The sequence below is a fragment of the Hymenobacter sp. genome (assembly GCF_036388155.1).
GTDB lineage: Bacteria > Bacteroidota > Bacteroidia > Cytophagales > Hymenobacteraceae > Hymenobacter.
This window is the reverse complement of record NZ_DASVSI010000066.1, coordinates 73080-92870: the sequence shown is the minus strand read 5'-3', so window position 1 is coordinate 92870 and position 19791 is coordinate 73080. Positions and strand designations below refer to the sequence as shown.

The 19791-nt window shown below is 53.3% G+C and carries 17 protein-coding genes; 1 reads left to right on the top strand and 16 read right to left on the bottom strand.

Annotated elements, in window-relative coordinates; genetic code table 11:
* Nucleotides 1-14 precede the first annotated feature (14 nt).
* The 16 genes from VF629_RS09665 to asnB all read right to left on the bottom strand — a co-directional run bounded on the left by VF629_RS09665 (nucleotide 15) and on the right by asnB (nucleotide 19076).
* Entirely contained in the window at nucleotides 15-1019 is a 1005-nt protein-coding gene (locus VF629_RS09665) for a glycosyltransferase (protein ID WP_331058270.1), read from the bottom strand.
* Nucleotides 1020-1025: 6 nt separating this feature from the next.
* Entirely contained in the window at nucleotides 1026-2156 is a 1131-nt protein-coding gene (locus VF629_RS09660) for a glycoside hydrolase family 99-like domain-containing protein (protein WP_331058269.1), read from the bottom strand.
* Nucleotides 2157-2203: 47 nt separating this feature from the next.
* The gene (locus tag VF629_RS09655) at nucleotides 2204-2941 is read right to left on the bottom strand and encodes a glycosyltransferase family 2 protein (RefSeq protein ID WP_331058268.1); all 738 of its coding nucleotides are present in this window, start codon (nucleotides 2939-2941) and stop codon (nucleotides 2204-2206) included.
* A gap of 110 nt (nucleotides 2942-3051) precedes the next feature.
* Entirely contained in the window at nucleotides 3052-3966 is a 915-nt protein-coding gene (locus tag VF629_RS09650) for a hypothetical protein (RefSeq protein ID WP_331058267.1), read from the bottom strand.
* Between the two features lie 2 nt (nucleotides 3967-3968).
* Complete coding sequence (locus tag VF629_RS09645; protein WP_331058266.1) at nucleotides 3969-4796, bottom strand: class I SAM-dependent methyltransferase; 828 nt, start codon at nucleotides 4794-4796, stop codon at nucleotides 3969-3971.
* 4 nt (nucleotides 4797-4800) lie between these two features.
* A complete protein-coding gene (locus VF629_RS09640) occupies nucleotides 4801-6054 on the bottom strand; it encodes an ABC transporter ATP-binding protein (protein WP_331058265.1) in 1254 nt (417 codons plus the stop codon).
* Nucleotides 6055-6130: 76 nt separating this feature from the next.
* Nucleotides 6131-7030, bottom strand: coding sequence for an ABC transporter permease (locus tag VF629_RS09635; RefSeq protein WP_331058264.1), 900 nt, complete (start codon nucleotides 7028-7030; stop codon nucleotides 6131-6133).
* A gap of 510 nt (nucleotides 7031-7540) precedes the next feature.
* On the bottom strand, nucleotides 7541-9499 hold the full coding sequence (locus VF629_RS09630) for a hypothetical protein (protein WP_331058263.1): 1959 nt from the start codon (nucleotides 9497-9499) through the stop codon (nucleotides 7541-7543).
* The gene (locus VF629_RS09625) at nucleotides 9496-10470 is read right to left on the bottom strand and encodes a glycosyltransferase family 2 protein (protein ID WP_331058262.1); all 975 of its coding nucleotides are present in this window, start codon (nucleotides 10468-10470) and stop codon (nucleotides 9496-9498) included. The genes VF629_RS09630 and VF629_RS09625 overlap by 4 nt, the downstream gene beginning before the upstream one ends.
* 63 nt (nucleotides 10471-10533) lie before the next feature.
* On the bottom strand, nucleotides 10534-11637 hold the full coding sequence (locus tag VF629_RS09620; RefSeq protein WP_331058261.1) for a DegT/DnrJ/EryC1/StrS family aminotransferase: 1104 nt from the start codon (nucleotides 11635-11637) through the stop codon (nucleotides 10534-10536).
* A gap of 21 nt (nucleotides 11638-11658) precedes the next feature.
* The gene (locus VF629_RS09615) at nucleotides 11659-12612 is read right to left on the bottom strand and encodes a hypothetical protein (RefSeq protein WP_331058260.1); all 954 of its coding nucleotides are present in this window, start codon (nucleotides 12610-12612) and stop codon (nucleotides 11659-11661) included.
* A complete protein-coding gene (locus VF629_RS09610; protein ID WP_331058259.1) occupies nucleotides 12594-13016 on the bottom strand; it encodes an FdtA/QdtA family cupin domain-containing protein in 423 nt (140 codons plus the stop codon). The genes VF629_RS09615 and VF629_RS09610 overlap by 19 nt, the downstream gene beginning before the upstream one ends.
* 7 nt (nucleotides 13017-13023) lie before the next feature.
* A complete protein-coding gene (locus tag VF629_RS09605) occupies nucleotides 13024-13971 on the bottom strand; it encodes a UDP-glucuronic acid decarboxylase family protein (RefSeq protein WP_331058258.1) in 948 nt (315 codons plus the stop codon).
* Between the two features lie 125 nt (nucleotides 13972-14096).
* Nucleotides 14097-15440, bottom strand: coding sequence for a UDP-glucose/GDP-mannose dehydrogenase family protein (locus VF629_RS09600; RefSeq protein ID WP_331058257.1), 1344 nt, complete (start codon nucleotides 15438-15440; stop codon nucleotides 14097-14099).
* Between the two features lie 135 nt (nucleotides 15441-15575).
* Nucleotides 15576-17024: a glycosyltransferase family 39 protein gene (locus VF629_RS09595; RefSeq protein ID WP_331058256.1), complete on the bottom strand. Its 1449-nt coding sequence runs from the start codon at nucleotides 17022-17024 to the stop codon at nucleotides 15576-15578.
* Nucleotides 17025-17171: 147 nt separating this feature from the next.
* Complete coding sequence (asnB, locus tag VF629_RS09590; protein ID WP_331058255.1) at nucleotides 17172-19076, bottom strand: asparagine synthase (glutamine-hydrolyzing); 1905 nt, start codon at nucleotides 19074-19076, stop codon at nucleotides 17172-17174.
* Between the two features lie 187 nt (nucleotides 19077-19263).
* Here asnB and VF629_RS09585 point away from each other — a divergent pair, with 187 nt between their 5' ends.
* Nucleotides 19264-19758, top strand: a complete 495-nt coding sequence (locus VF629_RS09585; protein WP_331058254.1) for an acyl-CoA-binding protein — start codon at nucleotides 19264-19266, stop codon at nucleotides 19756-19758.
* Nucleotides 19759-19791: the final 33 nt, after the last annotated feature.

Below are 19791 nucleotides of genomic sequence, written 5' to 3'. Positions count from 1 at the left end.
TTGTCTACAAAAAATTAACCTATGGCCTTTAGCATCGTTCTAACTTTCGTTAGAAATGATTTGAAAACGAACTTTGTGACTCTGTACGCCAGCACTGAACGATTGTCGACTATACCACTAATATTCTTTAATATTTTTAAATTTTGCTCCATGGTCACATACCCATCTCTATAGCTTAGTATCCAGTAATCTACAAAAAGTTTAATTGACTTGTAATTATATGGTTCGTTTGGAAACAACAGTTTTATCATGGCCATCACTCTGCTTATTTCCACAATAAACACACCGTTTTTTACGGTATTCGACCTCACGTTATTAACATGAGTTCTAAAGTAATTCAACGGCTCGCGCACATACCCTATGTCAGAAACATACAATGCCTTATTCCAATGCACCCAATCCCCTGCTAAACGCATCGTATCATCAGCCTTTCCAATGGAATTCAGAATGGACTTTCTTATCAAGACCGCGCTGGCATTGGGAATGCCATTTACAAATGACATGTATTCTTTTAAAAAGATACGCCCATTCATAATAAAGTCCTCGTTCCACAACGATGTTTTTACTGAATCATTCAAAGCATCTTTTACATCATTCAAAACATTACCGCGTTCATCAACTGCCAGGGAATTAGCATAAGCTAACCCGACCTCCGGGTTTGCGTCTAAGACAGAAACTAAAATTTGTAAAAAATTGATTTCTGCATAATCATCGCTCTCAGCTATCCAAACGTATTTTCCTTTAGCTAAAGCAATACCCTTATTCCACTGACTGAAAGTGCTGCCGCTATTTTTATCATTCATTACCACGCGTATCCGGGCATCTCTAGTGGCATAGTCTGAAATTATGGAGCGGCTATCATCAGCGGAACAATCGTCCATCAAAATTATTTCGATATCATCAAATGTCTGGTTTATAACGCTATCGATGCGTTGCGGCAAGAACGCTGCATGATTATAATTAGGTATCAAAACAGATACCGTCACATTATCCTGCGCAGTTGGAAACAACGGACTCATGATACGTTAGAAAGGTATTCCTAGGGCACTGGCTGTTGCTTCTAAATACCCGCGGCCCCACGTTGAATCAGGTTCCAGATGGTTACCTTCTGCCCATTCATTCCAAGCGTTGATTATTACAAAATTTTCATCTTGGGAATAAGGAACAAATTTCTCAATAGTGCCACGCAACCAATTTTCGTACAATTCAGGTGTGGACCCTGCTAGAATATGCGCGTTCTTTTTACGGCGCGCACTATTGTCCCAGCCTGGCGAAACACCCGGAAACCGCTTGTAAGGGACTTCTTGCCGCTCAAGCATGTATCGCGCAAGTTCCTCGTACTGATAAACCACATTCTGGTAGTACGAAGAGTCCTTCAACTTCAACTTATTCAATGCTCTAGATGACAACGAACCCAACTGCCTCACTAAAGGGGCATTGAAAGCGGGTTGAAAATCGAAAGCTGCGTCAAATCCCATTTCGTGTGGATTCGTGTCACGCATAAAACTTTCCATTCTAACCAAATACAACTCTCCAATGCCCATCTTCAATGCTTCCTCCCGCCACGTTTCCAGCGTCTGACGAATGTTGGGGAAAGCTTCGGAGCGATAAACGGCAAACAGCGGTTTGTTATTCACCCTGATGTATCTCGGGTCAGCGAAAGCAGGAGCAAGCGAACGTATGTGGGCTAAATCGTCTTCTAAACTATACTCTTGTTTCAACAGCACCTCTTGGTCCTGACCATCCCAGCGCCTGGTCCAGTTTTCATTGGCCCAGCACAGACAAAAGGGGAAGTCGGGCTCTCCCGAAGCCAGCACTTCGTTGAAAGGACGTTCAAGGATTCGGCGACCGTTGAACCAGTAGTGATAATAGCAGAAACCGTGAATACCGTATTTACGCGCCATATCGGCCTGCTGTTTCCGGGTTTCAGCCACTCGCAAGTCGTAAAAACCTAAATCGGCTGGCAGGTGTGGTTGCCTATGGCCAAGAAACCGAGGAGTTGCCTTCGCCACATTGGCCCACTCGGTGAAACCCATACCCCACCACTCATCATTCTCCGGTACTGGATGATATTGAGGCAAGTAGATGGCCAATGGCCTCAACTTCGTGGATTGAGTTGCACTGGGCTGAAGAGTATCTGAAATGAGCTGGTCCATTTGATAGCTGTGGGTTTGCTTCGCGGATTGTATTCCGCAATCTGTCATCAAGCAATTTTCCTCTTTAAGTATCTTTTTACTCTGACGAAGTACTCTGTGAAATACGTTAGTTTAAGATGCATGTAGCGAATTCTTTTAGGAAAGAAACGCCTTTCCAACATCTCCCGGTCTTCTACAAAGTTGTGGTCTGGGAAGGAAAAGCTAGAGCCCGCATTATTATAGAAGGCAACGACTACTTCTATGTGCTTTTTCTTAATAGTCGGGGTGCTGAAACACTCCATGTTAAATACCCAATCGGCTAGGTATTTATAGCGAATGTTGAACTTACCGATGTTCGCAAATACTTTTCGGTGAACGAAGATGGATTGATGACAAATGTTTTTCGACAGCAACTTAAGCCTAGTGAATTTGCCATCATACACCGAGTTATCTAGTGTGAAAATGACGTTTCCATAGAGGTAGTCGTACTTCAAATTATATTGGTCAGAGAATACTTTGGCAAGCACGTCAGGTCCGGCAAGCCGGTCGTCGCACCCGATAAAGTATAGGTATTCTCCCACGCTTCGGTCTATGCCCTTATTCATAGCATCGTAAATACCATTGTCAGGCTCTGACACGAATTGAATAGGCAGCTGAGTAAAATCATTCACCACCCATTTCACCGATTCATCTGAACATCCATCCACAATCAATACTTCGAAGTCACGGAAAGATTGTGTATCTATAGTCTCCAACAGCCCCCTCAGTTCTTGCGCTTGATTAAAAGAAGGGATAATGATGCTCAAGGCAATAGGCTGTTGTGACCCATTTTTCATGTTACTTAATAAAATTTAATTCAGACATTAATGTACAGCCTAAACAAATTAAATCATTAAAATCTAAGATTCAATTTATATTAGTTTATTAGATTCCGAAGCATTTTCATAATTCTAGTAAAGAGTATTTTTTGATTCGAATCGCGAGGCAGGTCAATACCTATCCGTGGCACTTTTTCATCTTGTATATACGCTTTATTTTTTGTACGATGATGGTCTACTAATTGTCCATAGACAGAATTATAATATGGCAAAAAATGATAGTGAGTAAGCTGATTTTGGTACGATTGATTTAGACAATTAAACTCACCTTCGATTCTATATTGCCTCAATTTATAGTGATTTCCAAATTGACTGGGTGCTCTATATAGAGGCAAATTAAACTTTTCCGCTAACAGGGATAATATCGACTGGTCATACCTGTGGTCAATGAATTCAGGCTTGTTGGGCAAGTCACTAACGTTGGGCAAGTTTGAGATAATTTGCAGATTAGAACCGTATTTCACCCATTCATTGACGAAATCAATACTCTTTTCCGTTTTTTTGAACACAACGAACGAAGCATCGCAATGTGCAGAATACCAGAATCTTTCACTATCGCAATCCATCAAGACGAAACAATCTCTTTTTGTCCATGATGCATTGATGTCGTTTCCGTTACCGCAAACAACAATATCAGATTCATTTGAACATATTTCCACAAGAGGCTTCAAACTGCTCAACACCTTGACACCAGCATCAATGTAAAATAATATATCACCGTAATTAATATCCTCTAGAGCTTTAGAAATTATATAGGGCTTCCAAAGCCAATATCCCATAAATCTTTCATTACTCAGTACATCATGGTGACTTTCATAGAAATCACTTTTTTTGACATCTTCAAAATCGAAGTCATAAACCTTATCTACTCCGTTCAATAATGCTGATTCACATAAAATTGCCCTGCTTTCAGAATACAATTGATTTGAAAGAGTAGTAAGTGCAACTTTCATAGTTATTCAAATGCAAAATTTGAAATAATTCCTACGGCATGCTTTCCTTCAAATTGGCCTACCCAGCCATTAACTTCGAGCAAGTATCTGCTCTTTATGCCATATTTGTCGTTATACTTATTAATTATCTGAAAAAACGAATTTTTCATCTCGCCCACCAAATCATCCCAAACAATCACAAACTTTCTATCTAGCAAATCATATTTTACCAGCATTTCAAATTCAAATAAAATTGCTTCCGGGGTATGCAGCGCGTCGGAAAAAACCATATTAAACTTGCGTCCCTGAAGCTTAGACCAACTATTTTCATCCCATACATCTCCGGACAAATAAGAAACCTTATTATCTTTAAACGTATATTCAGAAAGGCTTGAAACGGTTTTCTTGATAGATTCTTTTGGACCATCCCACTCCGTTCTAGACAGCAAATTAAGCTTGTTTTCAATTACAGGGTAAATATCCTCTATATCGAACCCAACAATGTTAGCATTACTGATTCCGTTAAGAATTTGAAAAAAGTTTTTTCCCACCGAAACACCTATTTCCAAATAGCTAATTCTTTCCAAATAATTACGAGCAATAAATAGCATATAGTCGCTATAGGTTGCTTCGTTATTAAGAGGCTTATCTAGTTCAATTTTAATAAAATCTGGAACCCCATAATCAAAACATGAAGTCTTCATAGCATCTTCGTCAACCCAAGTTGCTATCTCAGCCAACGACTTTCTATTATCAACTAACACATTGTTCAGCTGCTGAGCCGAAAAATTTAATTTCGAGCTGACTTTGTTCTCTTTGCGAAAAAGATTTTTGAAAAACATTGCTTTCATGGTTTTAGTACTCCCATTTATTAAGGGATATTATGAGTCCTGGCCTAACCCCTGTATTAAGAAAATTATTATTCTCTATGTTAAATGATAATTCGACGGAGTCAAATACTTCTGTGTTTATTATTCCCATAAGCAATTTCACTTTATAATAGCCTGTATTCAAATTGTGCAAAGGCAAAGGCACCTTAACGCTATAATATCCCGCAAGGCGCTTTGCAACCAATTGCTCGTTAAGGTCAGTGTCAGCACTGGAGTATATGTTGTTCTCATATATGTCGCTGACAATCATGCCAATGTTGAAATTTCTGGAATCTCTTTCCAAGTTGTATTGCACGATTAGGTAAGGATTTGAAAAACCTACAAAGCTGTTCGTGTTGATACCACTCTCATTGAAAAATTTCACACTTAAAATTTGCCCTTTTCCATTCGCTTCATTTAAGTTTTCGTACGAGGCACTTTTATCCCCCTCTTCCAGATAAGTATTTATAACTGTTGATATGTCCGACTGTAAAGAGACCTTTCCTTCCACCATCATCAGAGCACTGTGACAAAGCTCTTTAATTGCCGACATGTTATGGCTAACGAACAGAACCGTGCGCCCATCGTTCACACTAACGTCTTTCATCCGGCCAATGCACTTCTTTTGAAACTCCGCGTCACCAACCGCCAATACCTCGTCAACAATCAAAATTTCGGGTTCCAGAAAAGCAGCCACGGCAAAAGCAAGTCGCACGTACATGCCACTACTGTAGCGCTTAACTGGGGTGTCGATGTAGCGAGCCACTCCAGAAAAATCGACGATTTCATCGAATTTGCTTCTGATTTCAGCCTTGCTCATTCCCAGGATTGCTCCATTGAGAAAAATGTTCTCACGCCCAGTCAACTCGGGATGGAAACCGGTGCCTACTTCTAAAAGAGAGGCGATGCGACCTTTTATCTTGATTTTGCCTGTAGTTGGAGCCGTGACCTTCGAAAGGATTTTCAGCAACGTTGACTTACCAGCGCCATTACGGCCGATTATACCTAGTACCTCTCCCTCTTTTACGTCAAAACTTACGTCCTTTAACGACCACACAAAGTCGCTGCTGCCTTTCGCGGTCCGGTCGTTGGTTTCACCGATGATGGCGAAAGGGTCTTCCTTACCCCGAAGCTTAGCCCAAGTTCGGCTCAAATCCTGGCTCAAACTACCGGTACCTATCTCACCAAGGCGGTACAGTTTACCTAAGTTCTGAACTTGAATGGCGACGTTATTACTCATGGAAATCGAAACCTTTACTATACAACACGCAGCAGCGGAAATTAACTAGCTTACTTCGCGGCCTCTTTCCCGTGGCTTACACCGTATCGGTGAAGCTTTTCTGCACCCGGTTGAAAATCACAATGCCAACCAACACAATGGCTACGGTAATAACCGCACTATAAGCAAGATTGGCCCAACTGACGGTGCCTGACCCAAGGAAACCGTAGCGGAACGTTTCAACGATGGGCGTCATGGGGTTGGCCTGCAGTATCCAGCGGTATTTATCGGGCAAGCTGGAAGCCGGGTAAATAATGGGGGTAGCGTACATGGCCAGCTGTACGCCAAACGTGAGCAGAATGGCCAAGTCGCGGTACTTAGTGGTCAAGGCACTGAAAATCATGCCCAGGCCCAATGACAACAGGGCCATGAGCAGCACCAGCACCGGCGTGAGCAGCATGAACGCATTGGGATGCACCGCATTGGTGGTGACCAGATAAAATGCCCACACGCCCAGAAACAACGCTAATTGCACCCCAAACCGGACCAGGTTGGAGATGATGATGGAAAGCGGCATGGTGAGACGCGGGAAGTACACCTTACCGAAAATGCTGGCATTGTCTCGGAATACGCCCGACGTGGCCGTAAGCGTTTGGGCGAAGTAGTTCCAGATGGTTACTCCTGACAAATAAAATAGGAGTGCTGGCAGGCCGTCGGTGGGCAGGCGCGCTACGTTACCAAAGATGATGACGTACGTGAGCGTGGTGAGCAACGGCTGGATAAAAAACCAGATGGGGCCCAGCACGGTCTGCTTGTAAGTAGCCACAAAATCGCGCCGTACAAACAGCACCACCAGGTCGCGGTAGCGCCAGACTTCGCCTAGCCGAAGGTCGAGCAAACTGGTACGGGGCTCAATGATTTCGGTCCACTTCTGGTTGCTAACCTCCGGGGTATCAGCAAGAGCATGGGTGGATTTTACGGCTTCGGTTGTTTGCATAAACACTTGACTTACAAGGATAATGCCCCTAGCCTAAAGGTCAACAGGCAATCGTGTTATTTCCACGTAACGGAACCCAACCGTCACAGGCACTCGCTGCAAAGGTAGGGCAAAGGCAATAGATGAGAGCACAGACTGCGCATTGATTAGTGATATGCAGGACGGTAGCGAACCACTAAATCACCACTTTGTCCTCAATCAAACGGCTCACGTACAACGTATACCGGACGCTGCCGGGCTGCGTCCAACCCGCGCCACACGTATTCGCCGATGAAGCATGGCGCTTCCATCTGGAAGGCAGATACGAACAGCCTCACCACCGTCAGCGTGGTCTAGCCGGCGAGCTCGTCAGGGCTGACGATTTTGAGGCCGATGGCGTACCAACGGCCTGACACAACACGCTGGAGTTGCCTTTGTGCAGTTGCAACGCCTCGGTGGTCGCTTGCCGGCCGAAGAACGCGACATCGTCCCGTTGGGAATAGTGCGCCCGGCCAGCCTAGGGCCAGTATATTACTCAGTCGCCGCTCTCAAGACGTAGAATTTTTCCCCGGAAACGGTGTCGACCACCGCTTTGGTGACGAGGGGGCGCAGCGTTTCCGGTAGGTTGGCAGCGGCAGACACGCACACGAAACGGATGCCGTACTGGGCCACAAAACGGTACCGAAGGCTGTCGAGGGAGGCTGCGGGCTGTGGATGCAGGCGCAGGTAACGGTACATACTGGAGTTTTGCAAACACAAGCGCGATTGTATTGAATCGCGCGCGTACCGAGCGTCGGTGCTCACGCTGTCTACGTCGAGAAGCGAAAGGGCTGGAAAAGCGTAGCCATTGGCAAAGTTTGCAATGTAGTTGCCCGCTGTGTACATGTCTTCTGACAGCATGTAGGTATTTTCATACTCGGCGTCGCCTAACAGATAGGCTCCCTTGTTGCCAAGCGTGGGCAGGACGGCCTTCACCTGGCGCAGGAAATCGGCGGAATACCGCTTGGTTCTATTCATGTTGCCCCCACCGAACAGCGGATAATAATTATACACGCAGCAGCCCAATAGCAACCCCGTGGCCACGAGTCTGCGGGCAGTGCTGGCCGCGGGGAAAGCGGCTCCCAGTAGTACCGCCAGAAGGATTGGAAACAGTGGAGTGACCACGTTCTGCGAAAACTGGTACCCGTCGGGGTAATGCAGAGCGAAGGAGCACATAGCAGCTGCCGACAGGCCCATTCCCGCCACCAACACAAGCACGGCCCGTGGTCCGGGCCCGGCCGCGCGCCAGCCGCGGCGCCCCGCTGCCGCCGCATACACTGCCCCATACACGCCATAGTACAAAGCGTAGATGACGAACATGCCAAGGAAAAGATTGACCACCGTTCTGGCTTCACTGGGTTTTACCAATAATTCGGTGGCTACGTTGGGGGTGCCTGGCAACTGGTAAGCCTTCCGCTGCAACCAGTAAAAACCGCTAAAGAATAGCGTGGTCCCCACCAGGGGGAGCACCATCCACAGAACCTCAATCCGGCTGACTCGACGCGTCAGCAAGAGGTAGATGGTGAACACGACTGTGCCCCCAATCACGGCCGGCCCGGTCGAGACGTACACCAGCGGCAGCGCCGCCAACACCATGCCCGCCGGGGCAAAACGCCGCCGCAGTAGCAGCAGCACGCTACCTATAAGGAATAGGTAAACAGTGGCCAGCTTCGCTTCCAGAAAAAGCAGGCTCACGGCATTCAGCCCCCCGCCCGTGGCGGTGAGTGGAATGCGCCCAAAAATGGGCCAAGACACCCCACCGGTTAGCAGCAGCAAGGCGGTAAGGACCCAGGCCCAGCGTGAGGCCACTTGAAAGTGCGCCAGCACCGCCCGAATTCCAATTCCCACTATTGTGATGAGGACGGAATACGTTGCCAGGTACAAACACCACAGGGCAGGCCGGCCCGTGAGTTTCACCAGCAGCGCATTGAGCCACAATTCGAAATAGTGATAGGGCTCGACAGCCACAAACTGCGGAAAGAATGCTTCTAACGACTTCGTTTCCAAGCCAGCGTTGAGCGGCGTGCTCAGGCGGGAATAATAAATGTAGTCCTGGAAGGGAGTCCGAAGAAAAGAGGAGTCTGGGTCGTAAAGCAAAAAAATTCTGGCGGTGTACACCGCCGCTCCCACCACAGCCACCCGGCCCAGCGCCCCGAGGTGGCCGAATTTGCGAGGCGGGCCCACGGCGGGCTTTTTTTCAGCCCAGCGCAACTGCCACCGCAAGGCGGCCAACAACAACAGCACGGGCAGCAGCATGGTATTGCCCAGGGTTTGCAGCGCGGCGTAGCCCACCACCACGGCGCTCACGCCGCCCAACAAGGCCGCGAAGGTGGAGAAGTACGGCTCGTCGGTGCTTAACTGGCTTTTCCGCACCAGCAGGAAGTACCCCAGCGCATAGCTAGCCCCCAGCATGACCAGGGTTAGCAGCAGGTACGGCAAGTACAGGCTCATGCGTGGTCAGCGTACGATGGGCCCTTGCGGGGTATTTCGTCTGGGTTCAGCACTTCCCGGACCACGTAAAGCGGCCGTTGGCGGGACGCGTCGAGGCCCCGCCACACGTACTCGCCGATGACCCCTAGCGCTGTCATTTGAAAAGCCGATACGAAGAGCATTACCACCATGAGCGTGGTCCAGCCAGCGGGCTCGTTGGGACTGATTATTTTGAGGGCGATGACGTAAACGCCGTATATCAGCGCAATGATGCCCAATCCGAGCCCCAGCACCGAAATGGCTCGGATGGGTACGAAGGAGAAAGCCATCAACGAGTCGATGAGCAGCTTGATTTTTTTGGAAAGGGTCCAGCGCGACTTGCCAATCTTGCGCTTGCGGCGCGTGTACGGTATGTTGACGTAGGCAAAGCCCAGCCAGACCATCAGGTAGAACACGTTGGAGTTGCGCTCCTGCAGCTTGAGCACTTCAGTGGCCACTTGCCGGTCGAAGAACACAAAGTCAAACCCGCCGTCCGGAATGTTGCGCAGGGCCAGGTTCTTCATGAGCCAGTGAAAGACCTTGGCCAAGGTTTGCGAAAGGCCGGTTTCTTCGCGGTCTTGTCGGTTGCCAATCACTAGTTTGAAACCGCGCTGCCAATGGCTGTACATCTGCGCCATCAGTTCGGGCGGGTCTTGCAGGTCGGCGGTGATGACGGAGAGGCAGTCGCCGGTGGCGTGGGCCATGCCGGCCACGATGGCGTTGTACGAACCCACGTTGCCAGCCAAGTCCACGATGCGGATGCGGCCAGGGTACTGGGCTTGGGCCTGGCGCAAGGCTCCGAGCGTGTTGTCGCCGGACCCGTCGTTGACGAACACGTACTCGAACGTGACCTCGGGCGGAAAGTTGGCCTCGTTCGCCACCAACTCACGGGTTGTCACCGGAATATTCTCCTCGTTGTAGTAACAAGGAACAATGACGGAAAGCTTGGGCATATAAAAACGGAATGAGGAAGCCAAGCTTGGTTGGCGTCGTAAAGCCAATTACCAAGGCGCAAACTAAAGCGTAAAGTGCCGAGCGGCAGTTCCTACGGCCCGCACGTGGTCTTCCGTCATGCCCGGCCACATGGGCAAGCTCAGGCAAGTGGCCGCCAATTCTTCGGCGATGGGAAAACTGCCAGCCGGCAGGTTCATGGGCTGGTAGGCCTGTTGCCGGTGCGGCGGCACCGGGTAATGGATGAGGGTGCCGATGCCCGCGGCCGTCAGGTGCGCCTGCAAGGCGGCCCGGTGGGGCGTGTGTACCACGTAGAGATGGTACACGTGGGTGGCGCCCGGAGCGACCACGGGCAATCGCAGTTCGGAAATGCCGGCGAGGTGCTGGTCGTACCAAGCCGCAATTTGCTGGCGCTGTTGCGTCCATTCGGGTAGGCTGTGCAGCTTTACGCGCAGCAAGGCGGCCTGCAGCTCGTCGAGGCGGGAGTTGTAGCCCACCACTTCATTGTAATATTTCTGCTGCGAGCCGTAGTTGCGCAACACCCGGAGCTGTTGCGCCAGGCTTTCGTCGTTGGTGGTGATGGCGCCGGCGTCGCCGAGCGCGCCCAGGTTTTTCCCGGGGTAAAAGCTGGTGCCGTTTACGTGGCCAAAACTGCCAGTAAGCGCACCGTCAAAGCTGGCGCCTTGCGACTGGGCATTGTCTTCTACCACGTACAGGTTATGCTCCGTGGCCAGGGCCATGATTTCGGTCATGCGGCAGGCTTGGCCATACAAGTGCACCGGCATGATGGCGCGGGTGCGCGCGGTGAGCGCCGCGGCAATGCGGGCGGGGTCGAGGTTGCTCGTGGCGGGGTCGGGTTCTACAGGCACGGGCGTGGCGCCCACTTGCGTCACGGCCAGCCACGTGGCGATGTAGGTATTGGAAGGAACAATTACTTCGTCGCCGGGCCCAACTCCCAATGCCCGCAAGGCCAACACTAAGGCATCGAGCCCGTTGGCCACGCCTATCGCGTGCTTGACCTGGTTGAATGCGGCATACTCCTGCTCAAATTGCTTTACCTCCTCCCCTAGCACATACCAATAGGAATCGTAAACCCGCTCAAAGGCCGCGGTCAGCGCTTCGCGCAACGGGACATGCTGAGGCTCAAATGACAGAAATGGTACGTTCATGCTTCAAAGTTAGCGCCAATGTTAGCGGTGGTGATACGTCAGCACATGGCTGGTCGCACCGAGCTTGAATCCTAACTTCTCGCAGGTCCGAAATACCGCATGGTTGGTACTCTGCGTGGTCATCAGTACGGCTTCGTGGCCCAACCTCTGCGCCCTGTGCAGCGTTTCGGCCACTAGCTTCACGTGCCAGCCCCGGTTGGCCGGGCCCACTGCCGTGAGCAGCACACGGGACATGGGCAGCCCCAGCGCCGCATCGCCGGCTAAGTCGCCGATGGCCAGAAAAGAATCGACCGACAGTCCGGGCGCGTCCGGCACCAGCACTTCGGCCGCCAAATCGGTAGTCACCGTGTTTTCGGCGTAGCGGGCCAGGTAAGCATCGGCTCGCGCCTCGCCGTACCACGGGTCGGCATGAAACCGGTCGAAGGGGTTGCGGGCCCGCGCCGCAATCCGCCCGATGTGGGCAGCTTCGTCATTCCTGGCGGCACGCACCGGGTACCGAGCGTGGTCAAAGTGCGCCACTTGGTCGTGGTAGTACGTCAGCCGGGTTTCGACCAACTGCCAGCCCGCAGCCGTTAATCCTTGCAAAAGCCGCAGGTCTTCCGCCGGCACAATGCTGAATGCCGAGTATGGGCCACCGGCCCGACTGGCCAGTTGCCGACAAAAGCCCCCAATGGTTTCGGCCAGTTCTGCTGTGGTCAGCGGGGCAGCAAAAAGCCCGGTGAACAGGCGGAACGTTGGGATACCAAAATAAGCGGTATCCCATTTCAGCAAGTGATACAGCCAACAGACGTTGCGCTGAGGGGGCGTGCAGTAGATTTCGCGCTCATCCTCCGTGTCCCAACGCCGGGCCAAGCCGGTGCCAAACAGTTCCTGCTGTTGCTCCGCGGGCAGCTTTCGCAGGAAATAATACGGCGAGTAATACGCTAACTCGGCTCGTCGGGCAGCGAGCAACTGGTCTAAGCTCGCTGCTTCCATCGTTCGCGGAAAGCGTCGTAGTCCCGAATATAATCGTCGGCGCTGTAGGGCTGCGAAGCCAGCACCAATTGCACTGCCGTGTGGGAGTATTGCATGGTGTGCCACGCACACGGCGGCACGTACAGCCCTTGGTTGGGGTCTTCGAGGCGAAAAATCTGAATGGTGCCGTCGGCCAATTCGGTCGTGACAGTGATGCGACCGGCGGCGGCAATCAGCACTTGCTCGGTTCGTAGGTGGGCATGACGGCCCCGCACGATGCTTTCGGGAGTGTAGTAAGTCCAGAAAACCCGCTGCACGGCAAACGGCAGCGGGTCTTGGGCACTTTCGCCCACCGAAATGTAGCCAATGTCCGGAGCCCCTAGCTTGGGAAATTGAATCAGGTAGGGCGCAGGGTACGTGGCCATGCGCGGCTTACTTGACGTGCTCCTTGAAATATTCCAGGGTGCGGCGCAAGCCTTCGGCGCGGTCAATCTTGGGCTCCCAGCCCAGAATTTCCTTGGCCTTGCTGATATCGGGCCGGCGCTTCATGGGGTCGTTTTCGGGCAGGGCCTGATACGTGGGCTTGAACTCGACGCCAGTGAGGCGCGCTATTTCTTCGCCAAACTCCTTGATGGTGATTTCCGACGGGTTGCCAATGTTGACCGGCAAGTGGTAGTCGCTGAGGAGCAGGCGGTAAATGCCTTCTACCAGGTCGTCGACGTAGCAGAAAGAACGAGTTTGGGAGCCATCACCGAACACGGTCAGGTTTTCGCCGCGCAGCGCCTGCGACAGGAAAGCCGGCAGCACGCGGCCGTCGTCGAGGCGCATGCGGGGGCCGTAGGTGTTGAAGATGCGGATGATGCGCGTTTCCAGGCCGTGGTGGTTGTGGTAAGCCATGGTGATGGCTTCCTGAAAGCGCTTGGCCTCGTCGTAGCAGCCGCGCGGCCCCACGGGGTTCACGTTGCCGAAGTACTCTTCCACCTGCGGATGAATTTCGGGGTCGCCGTACACTTCCGACGTGCTGGCAATCAGCATGCGCGCGCCCTTCACGCGCGCCAGGCCCAGGAGGTTGTGCGTACCCAGCGAACCCACTTTCAACGTTTGAATGGGGATTTTGAGGTAGTCGATGGGCGACGCGGGCGAGGCAAAGTGCAGGATGTAGTCGAGCTTGCCGGGCACGAACACAAACTTGCTCACGTCGGCGTGGTGAAACTCGAAATCTGGCTTGCCAAACAGGTGCTCAATGTTCTGGAGCGACCCCGTGATGAGGTTGTCCATGGCGATGACGTGGTAGCCCTCGGCCAGGAACCGGTCGCAGAGGTGAGAGCCCAGAAAACCAGCCCCGCCGGTGATGAGGACGCGTTTTTTTTCTTCTGACATAATTTTTTGTCATCCTGAGCGCAGCGAAGGACCTTACCACGTCCGCGCCGCTCGATAAGTGGTAATCCTGAAGGTGCAGCCGCGATAAGGTCCTTCGCTGCGCTCAGGATGACAGAGGTATGATGCTACGCTTTTGCTGGCTCGCGGTGGTCGGTGCGTACCCCGATGCAGTGATAGGCAAAGCCAAGCTCTTTTAATTCGGCGGCTTCGTAGATGTTACGACCGTCGAAAATGACTTTTTGCTTCATCAAGCGGGCCACTACGTCGAAGTTGGGCGACCGGAAATCCGGCCATTCAGTAACCACCAGCAGCGCGTCGGCGTCGATGAGAGCCGCGAATTCGTCTTTGGCATAGGTAATGGAGTCGCCCAGGGTGTGGCGCGCTTCGTCCATGGCCACGGGGTCGTAGGCCGTGACGGTGCAGCCAGCGGCCAGCAGCTTCTCGATGATGACCAGGGACGGTGCCTCGCGCATGTCGTCGGTCTTGGGCTTGAACGACAGGCCCCACACCGCTATTTTCAGGCCGCGCAGCTCGCCGCCGAAGTGGCGCTGCACTTTGTCGAAAAGCACCGACTTCTGCTGCTCGTTCACGTTTTCCACGGCTTGCAGCACCTGCATTTGGTAGCCGTTTTCCTGCGCCGTTTTGATGAGGGCCTTTACGTCTTTGGGGAAGCACGACCCGCCGTAGCCAATGCCGGGGTAAATAAACTTGGTGCCAATGCGGGCGTCGGAGCCGATGCCCTGGCGTACTTTGTTGACGTCGGCGCCCATGATTTCGCACAGGTTGGCCACGTCGTTCATGAAGCTGATTTTGGTGGCCAGCATGGAGTTGGCCGCGTACTTCGTCATTTCCGCCGACGGGATGTCCATGAAAATAATGGGGTGCCCATTGAGGAGAAAAGGCTTGTAGAGGCGGCGCATTACCTCCTCGGCGCGCTCCGACGAAACGCCCACCACAATGCGGTCGGGTTTGAGGAAGTCGTCGATAGCCGCCCCTTCCTTGAGGAATTCGGGGTTCGACGCCACGTCAAACTCGACGTCGACGCCGCGCTTTTCCAAGGCTTTTTCGATTTCGGCGCGCACTTTGGCAGCGGTGCCCACCGGCACGGTGCTCTTCGTGACGATAACGCCGTAGCTGTTCATGTTTTCGCCGATGCCACGGGCCACGGCCAGCACGTATTTCAAGTCAGCCGAGCCGTCTTCGCCGGGCGGGGTGCCCACGGCGATGAAAGCAACGTCGCAATCCACGATGGCTTCTGCCAGGTTGGTCGAGAAGTTCAGACGCCCTTTCTCGACGTTGCGGGTTACCATTTCTTCCAGGCCCGGCTCGTAAATTGGCAGGATGCCTTTGTGCAGGTTATCAATCTTTTTTTGGTCGATATCGATGCAGGTTACGTCAATGCCCACTTCGGCGAAGCACGTACCCGTCACCAAACCCACGTATCCGGTGCCTACAATTGCTATTTTCATTAAGCTGCTTGGTCTGTAGAAATTACTGCATTAATCGAGCAAATTTAGTCTCGACTGGGTGATGTGCACCATAGGCAATCAGCTATTTTCCAGCGTAGGGCTGTTAACTAATTAGTTATAAGCCAACAACCTTTATTAATATGCCTCAATAATCTGAAAGGCAAAGGGGTTGGTTTGCAACAGTGCTCGCTCCCTTGGATTATGTCCCTCGAACTGATAAGGCGCGTACTTCATGAAATAGGGCACCGAAATCAGGACCCGTCTGGCATCGAGGGTAGGGGCCTGGTAACCGTTTATGGGATAGAGGTAAGCGAAATTGACTAGTTCGTACCGTGGCGTAGCCGCTGTGGGCTGGTTGCGAATGCGGGGGCCAAACAACCGATAGAACATAACCCGGGGCTCACAGGCTGTGATGGTGTAACCAGTAGCTTGCCGTTTGTCCCAAATGCCATGAGCATAGGCCACATCAGCCGGGTAGTCAACGGCCTGGTAGTTCAACACGAAGGCAGTGAAATGCATGGAAGCAACGGCCGCGCAGCCCACCCAGACGTACCGAGGCGAAGGCGTCATATCCCCAAGCCATTGCAGCGCGACTAAGCTGCCCAACACAACAAACGGGACAAAAAAATGCAGGATGCGGCCATAGAAAACGAGAGCATGGCCGAAATACACCGCCACGGCATAGCCCAGCCACACCAGAAAACTGGCACTGAGTAAACCAAACACAGACAAGTGCCCAAAACCAACAGGGGGCCGCAGACGCAGGCTTAGTCCCCACCCTGCTCCGAAGAGGAGCAGCAAGGCGATGCCCAGAACCCCTTCTACCTCCCAGAAATAGGTACCGATGAAGCTAAAACCTTCCCTAAAATCACCTTGGGTAACGGTGGTGGCAATGTAGCGACTGCTGGCTAAGTAAGAAGTATCGGCCACCTGGGCCAGCGCTTCAAAGAGTCCGAGCGTGCCCACCAGCGCCGCCAACTGCGCGGTAACGGTCCCAAATCCGTTCACGAACCCGCTCGGCTTTGCGCCGCCTGAAGTGCCCGGGCTCCTCAGAAAGCTGGCTACCAGCAACAGCGCCGCACCCATGAAGTACCCCGGGTAGACCGCAACGCTCAGTCCGGAAAGCACCCCCACGATGCCCGCGCGGCGAAGGCGCGCACGAGGAGCCGAAGTCAGGAGCAGCCACAGCGCCAGCAGGAAAAAGAACAGGGAATGGTCGTAGGGAAGAAGATGCCGCAGGTACAGGTTGGTGTTGACCAAGCTGGCATATAAGGCCACGCCCACCGCTGCCAAACCTGCGCTAAACCACTGCCTGTATATTTTATACAACAGCCCGGCGTTCAACGCCATCACAAGCACGTTGAAGGCTTGCGGTACCTGCAAAGACGGCGGCGCGTTGGGGTTCAGGCCACAGGCAAATAGCAACGCCGCCTGCCCCAGGCCGGAGAAGACTCGCCACAGCCCGTCGCCCGGGCGGGCCCCCATGGAATTGATGGCCTGCAGAAATTCCAGCCCGTGCCCCTGGCCCAAGGCCCGCAAGCCCAGCATGGCCGTGACGTAGCGCTGCTCGTCGATGAAGGCCATGGTGCCTTTGCCGATTAGCGCCAGGCGCACGGCCGTCACCAGGAGGCCGGCCGCCAGGGCCAGCCGTTTTAATGAAGAATGAGAAATGAGGAAGGAAGAATTCTCACTCAGCAATTCATCCTTCCTCATTCCCAATTCTTCCTTCATTTAGGCCATGTACTGCTTCCACCACGTCTGGAACACGATGAGGCCCCAGATGCGGGCGTGCACGTCGCCGGGGCTGCGCGAAAACAGCTGTGTTTTCAGGTCGCGAATGGCCTGCACATCGAAAATGCCCTGGCTTTCGATGAAGTCGTCGCGCAGCAGGTCTTCTTCAATCAGGGAGCGGAGCTCGCCGCGCATCCACTTCAGGAGCGGCACCTCGAAGCCGTGCTTGGGGCGGTCATACAGCTCGGCGGGCAGCTCGGAGCGGAAGGCGTCCTGCACGATGCGCTTTTTCATGCTGGCGTCGACTTTGCTGCTCACCGGGAGCGAAAAGGCAAAGTCGACCACCTTGTAGTCGAGGAAGGGCGTGCGCACTTCCAGCGAATTGGCCATGCTCATCATGTCCACTTTGGTGAGCATGTCGTAGGGCAGCACCAGCTTCATATCGGTGAGCAGTACCTCGTTGAGGTCGCCGTCGGAATGCAGGTGCTCCAGAATGTCCTTGCGGCGCTTGGTGGCGAGCTTCTTGCCCACTTTGCGGCGGCTTGCGGCGCTGAGCAAGGTGCGGGCTTCGGTGGCCGAAGCGAAGGAAGCCCAGTCCCAGTACCGGTCTTTCACGCCGGCCAGCATGCCGCGCGAGAAGCGCTGCAGCTGCCGCACGCGGTTGCCGAAGAAGCTGTTGCGCGACTTGGGCAGGGCGTCCCACACGAAGCCCAGGGCCGTTACGGCTTCGGCTTTCACCCCGCCCTGGCGGACTTTGAACTCGCCCATGTGCTTGTTGTAGCCCCCAAACATCTCGTCGGCGCCGTCGCCGCTCAGGGCCACGGTCACTTTCTGGCGGGTGCGCTGGCTGAGAATGTACACGGCCAGGGCTGAGGAGTCAGCAAACGGCTCGTCGAGGTAGTCCAGCATGTCGTGGATGTGCTCGTAGAGGTCGTTGTTGGTGAGCGAAAACACCGTGTGGTTGGTGTTGTGCCGGGCCGCCACCAGGTTGGCGTACTTGGTTTCGTCGAAGAAGGGCTCGTCTTTGAACCCGATGCTGAACGTGTTGAGGTGCGGGGTGTGGCGAGCAGCCAGGGCGGTAATCACGCTGGAGTCAATGCCGCCGCTCAGGAAGGCGCCCAGCGGCACGTCGGCCACGAGACGACGCTGCACGGCACCGTCCATCAGCTCGACCAGCTTTTTCTGCTGCTGCTCGTAGCTAAGCTTGTTTTTGGCAACCTTCTTGGGGTCGTAGGGGATTTTGTACCACGCCTTGCCCACCACCTTGCCGTCTTTGATGTAGAGGTAGTGGCCGGGCAGCAGTTTTTTCACACCCTTGAAAATGCTGGCCGGACCGGGAATGTAGTTCAGCTGCAAGTACTGACTCAGGGATACAAAATCGAGCTTGCGGGGCACGCCCAGCGCCATCATCGACTTCATTTCCGAGGCGAAGCAAAGCTTGTCCTCGTCGCGGTAAATCAGGAGCGGCTTCACGCCGAACCGGTCGCGGGCGATGAAGAGTGAGTTTTCCTCTTTGTCGTAGATGGCGAGGCCGAAAAAGCCGTTCAACTTCTTGATGAAGCTGCGGCCTTCGGTGATGTAGAGCTGGAGGATGACCTCGGTATCGGTCTGAGAATGGAAGGTGCAGCCGCGCTTTATCAACTTTTCGCGCAGCTCGCGGAAATTGAAGATTTCGCCATTAAAGACGATGGTGTAGCGGCCCGCGGCGTCGCTCATCGGCTGGTTGCCATCGGCCGAGAGGTCGAGGATGGCCAGCCGGCGGAAGCCCAGCCCGCACTGGTCGTACACGAAATGGCCCTCCGAATCGGGGCCGCGGCGAATGATGGCGTCGGTAGACGCTTGCAGGTTGGTCAGGGACTGACGACCCGTTTCGGTAAAGGCAAATACTCCAGTTATTCCGCACATAGATGCTCGCAAAAGTACGACCCCGCAACCTAAAGCCTAGCCACGGGGTATTGACAGCAACACGAATGGTTGCCGATTCGACTAGAACAGGCGCCATTACGGATTTTGCCGCGCTTCGGACGACGCCCTTGCCAAACGGCACCGTCTGGGGTGCACCACGCTCTACTTCACTTCCTTTCCCACTCTCATGAACATCGACGAACAATTTCAGGCCGCCGCTCAACAAGTAAATAACCTGCCGGGCGACCAAGCCGCCGCGCACATGACCGAGCTCTACGGCTTGTTTAAGCAAGCCACCGAAGGCGACGTGAACATGAAGCCCGACGAGGTGGACCCCAACGCGGCCGACCAAGCCAACGGCCCAGCCGGCCTTTCGCAGGCCCAGTGGGAGTCGTGGAACCAGTTTAAGGGCTTGCCCGAAGAAGAAGCCAAACAGCGCTACGTCGCCAAAGCCGCTGAAATAACGGGCGGCGCGGGTGGCTCCGACACGCCTAGCAATGCCGTGGCGACCGACGCCATGACCAACGCCCCCACCGGCCAAAGCGGCCCTGGCATGGACAACACCACCATGGCTCGTCAGCCCGACGCGAGCCCCGGCCAAAACACGGAAGGTGGCCTGCGCGGCGACATCACGGGAGGCGCGCCCTATGGCGGCGAAGACAAGCTCAAGGGCGAGCAATAGGCTTAGGCCGGCTCCGTCCTGCTTTTAGTAAAA

Bases quoted from the DNA above. Each gene is read 5' to 3' on its own strand.
- VF629_RS09665 (WP_331058270.1), bottom strand. From the start codon at position 1,019: ATGAGTCCGTTGTTTCCAACTGCGCAGGATAATGTGACGGTATCTGTT.
- VF629_RS09660 (WP_331058269.1), bottom strand. From the start codon at position 2,156: ATGGACCAGCTCATTTCAGATACTCTTCAGCCCAGTGCAACTCAATCC.
- VF629_RS09650 (WP_331058267.1), bottom strand. From the start codon at position 3,966: ATGAAAGTTGCACTTACTACTCTTTCAAATCAATTGTATTCTGAAAGC.
- VF629_RS09645 (WP_331058266.1), bottom strand. From the start codon at position 4,796: ATGAAAGCAATGTTTTTCAAAAATCTTTTTCGCAAAGAGAACAAAGTC.
- VF629_RS09640 (WP_331058265.1), bottom strand. From the start codon at position 6,054: ATGAGTAATAACGTCGCCATTCAAGTTCAGAACTTAGGTAAACTGTAC.
- VF629_RS09635 (WP_331058264.1), bottom strand. From the start codon at position 7,030: ATGCAAACAACCGAAGCCGTAAAATCCACCCATGCTCTTGCTGATACC.
- VF629_RS09630 (WP_331058263.1), bottom strand. From the start codon at position 9,499: ATGAGCCTGTACTTGCCGTACCTGCTGCTAACCCTGGTCATGCTGGGG.
- VF629_RS09625 (WP_331058262.1), bottom strand. From the start codon at position 10,470: ATGCCCAAGCTTTCCGTCATTGTTCCTTGTTACTACAACGAGGAGAAT.
- VF629_RS09620 (WP_331058261.1), bottom strand. From the start codon at position 11,637: ATGAACGTACCATTTCTGTCATTTGAGCCTCAGCATGTCCCGTTGCGC.
- VF629_RS09615 (WP_331058260.1), bottom strand. From the start codon at position 12,612: ATGGAAGCAGCGAGCTTAGACCAGTTGCTCGCTGCCCGACGAGCCGAG.
- VF629_RS09610 (WP_331058259.1), bottom strand. From the start codon at position 13,016: ATGGCCACGTACCCTGCGCCCTACCTGATTCAATTTCCCAAGCTAGGG.
- VF629_RS09605 (WP_331058258.1), bottom strand. From the start codon at position 13,971: ATGTCAGAAGAAAAAAAACGCGTCCTCATCACCGGCGGGGCTGGTTTT.
- VF629_RS09600 (WP_331058257.1), bottom strand. From the start codon at position 15,440: ATGAAAATAGCAATTGTAGGCACCGGATACGTGGGTTTGGTGACGGGT.
- VF629_RS09595 (WP_331058256.1), bottom strand. From the start codon at position 17,024: ATGGCCTTCATCGACGAGCAGCGCTACGTCACGGCCATGCTGGGCTTG.
- asnB (WP_331058255.1), bottom strand. From the start codon at position 19,076: ATGTGCGGAATAACTGGAGTATTTGCCTTTACCGAAACGGGTCGTCAG.
- VF629_RS09585 (WP_331058254.1), top strand. From the start codon at position 19,264: ATGAACATCGACGAACAATTTCAGGCCGCCGCTCAACAAGTAAATAAC.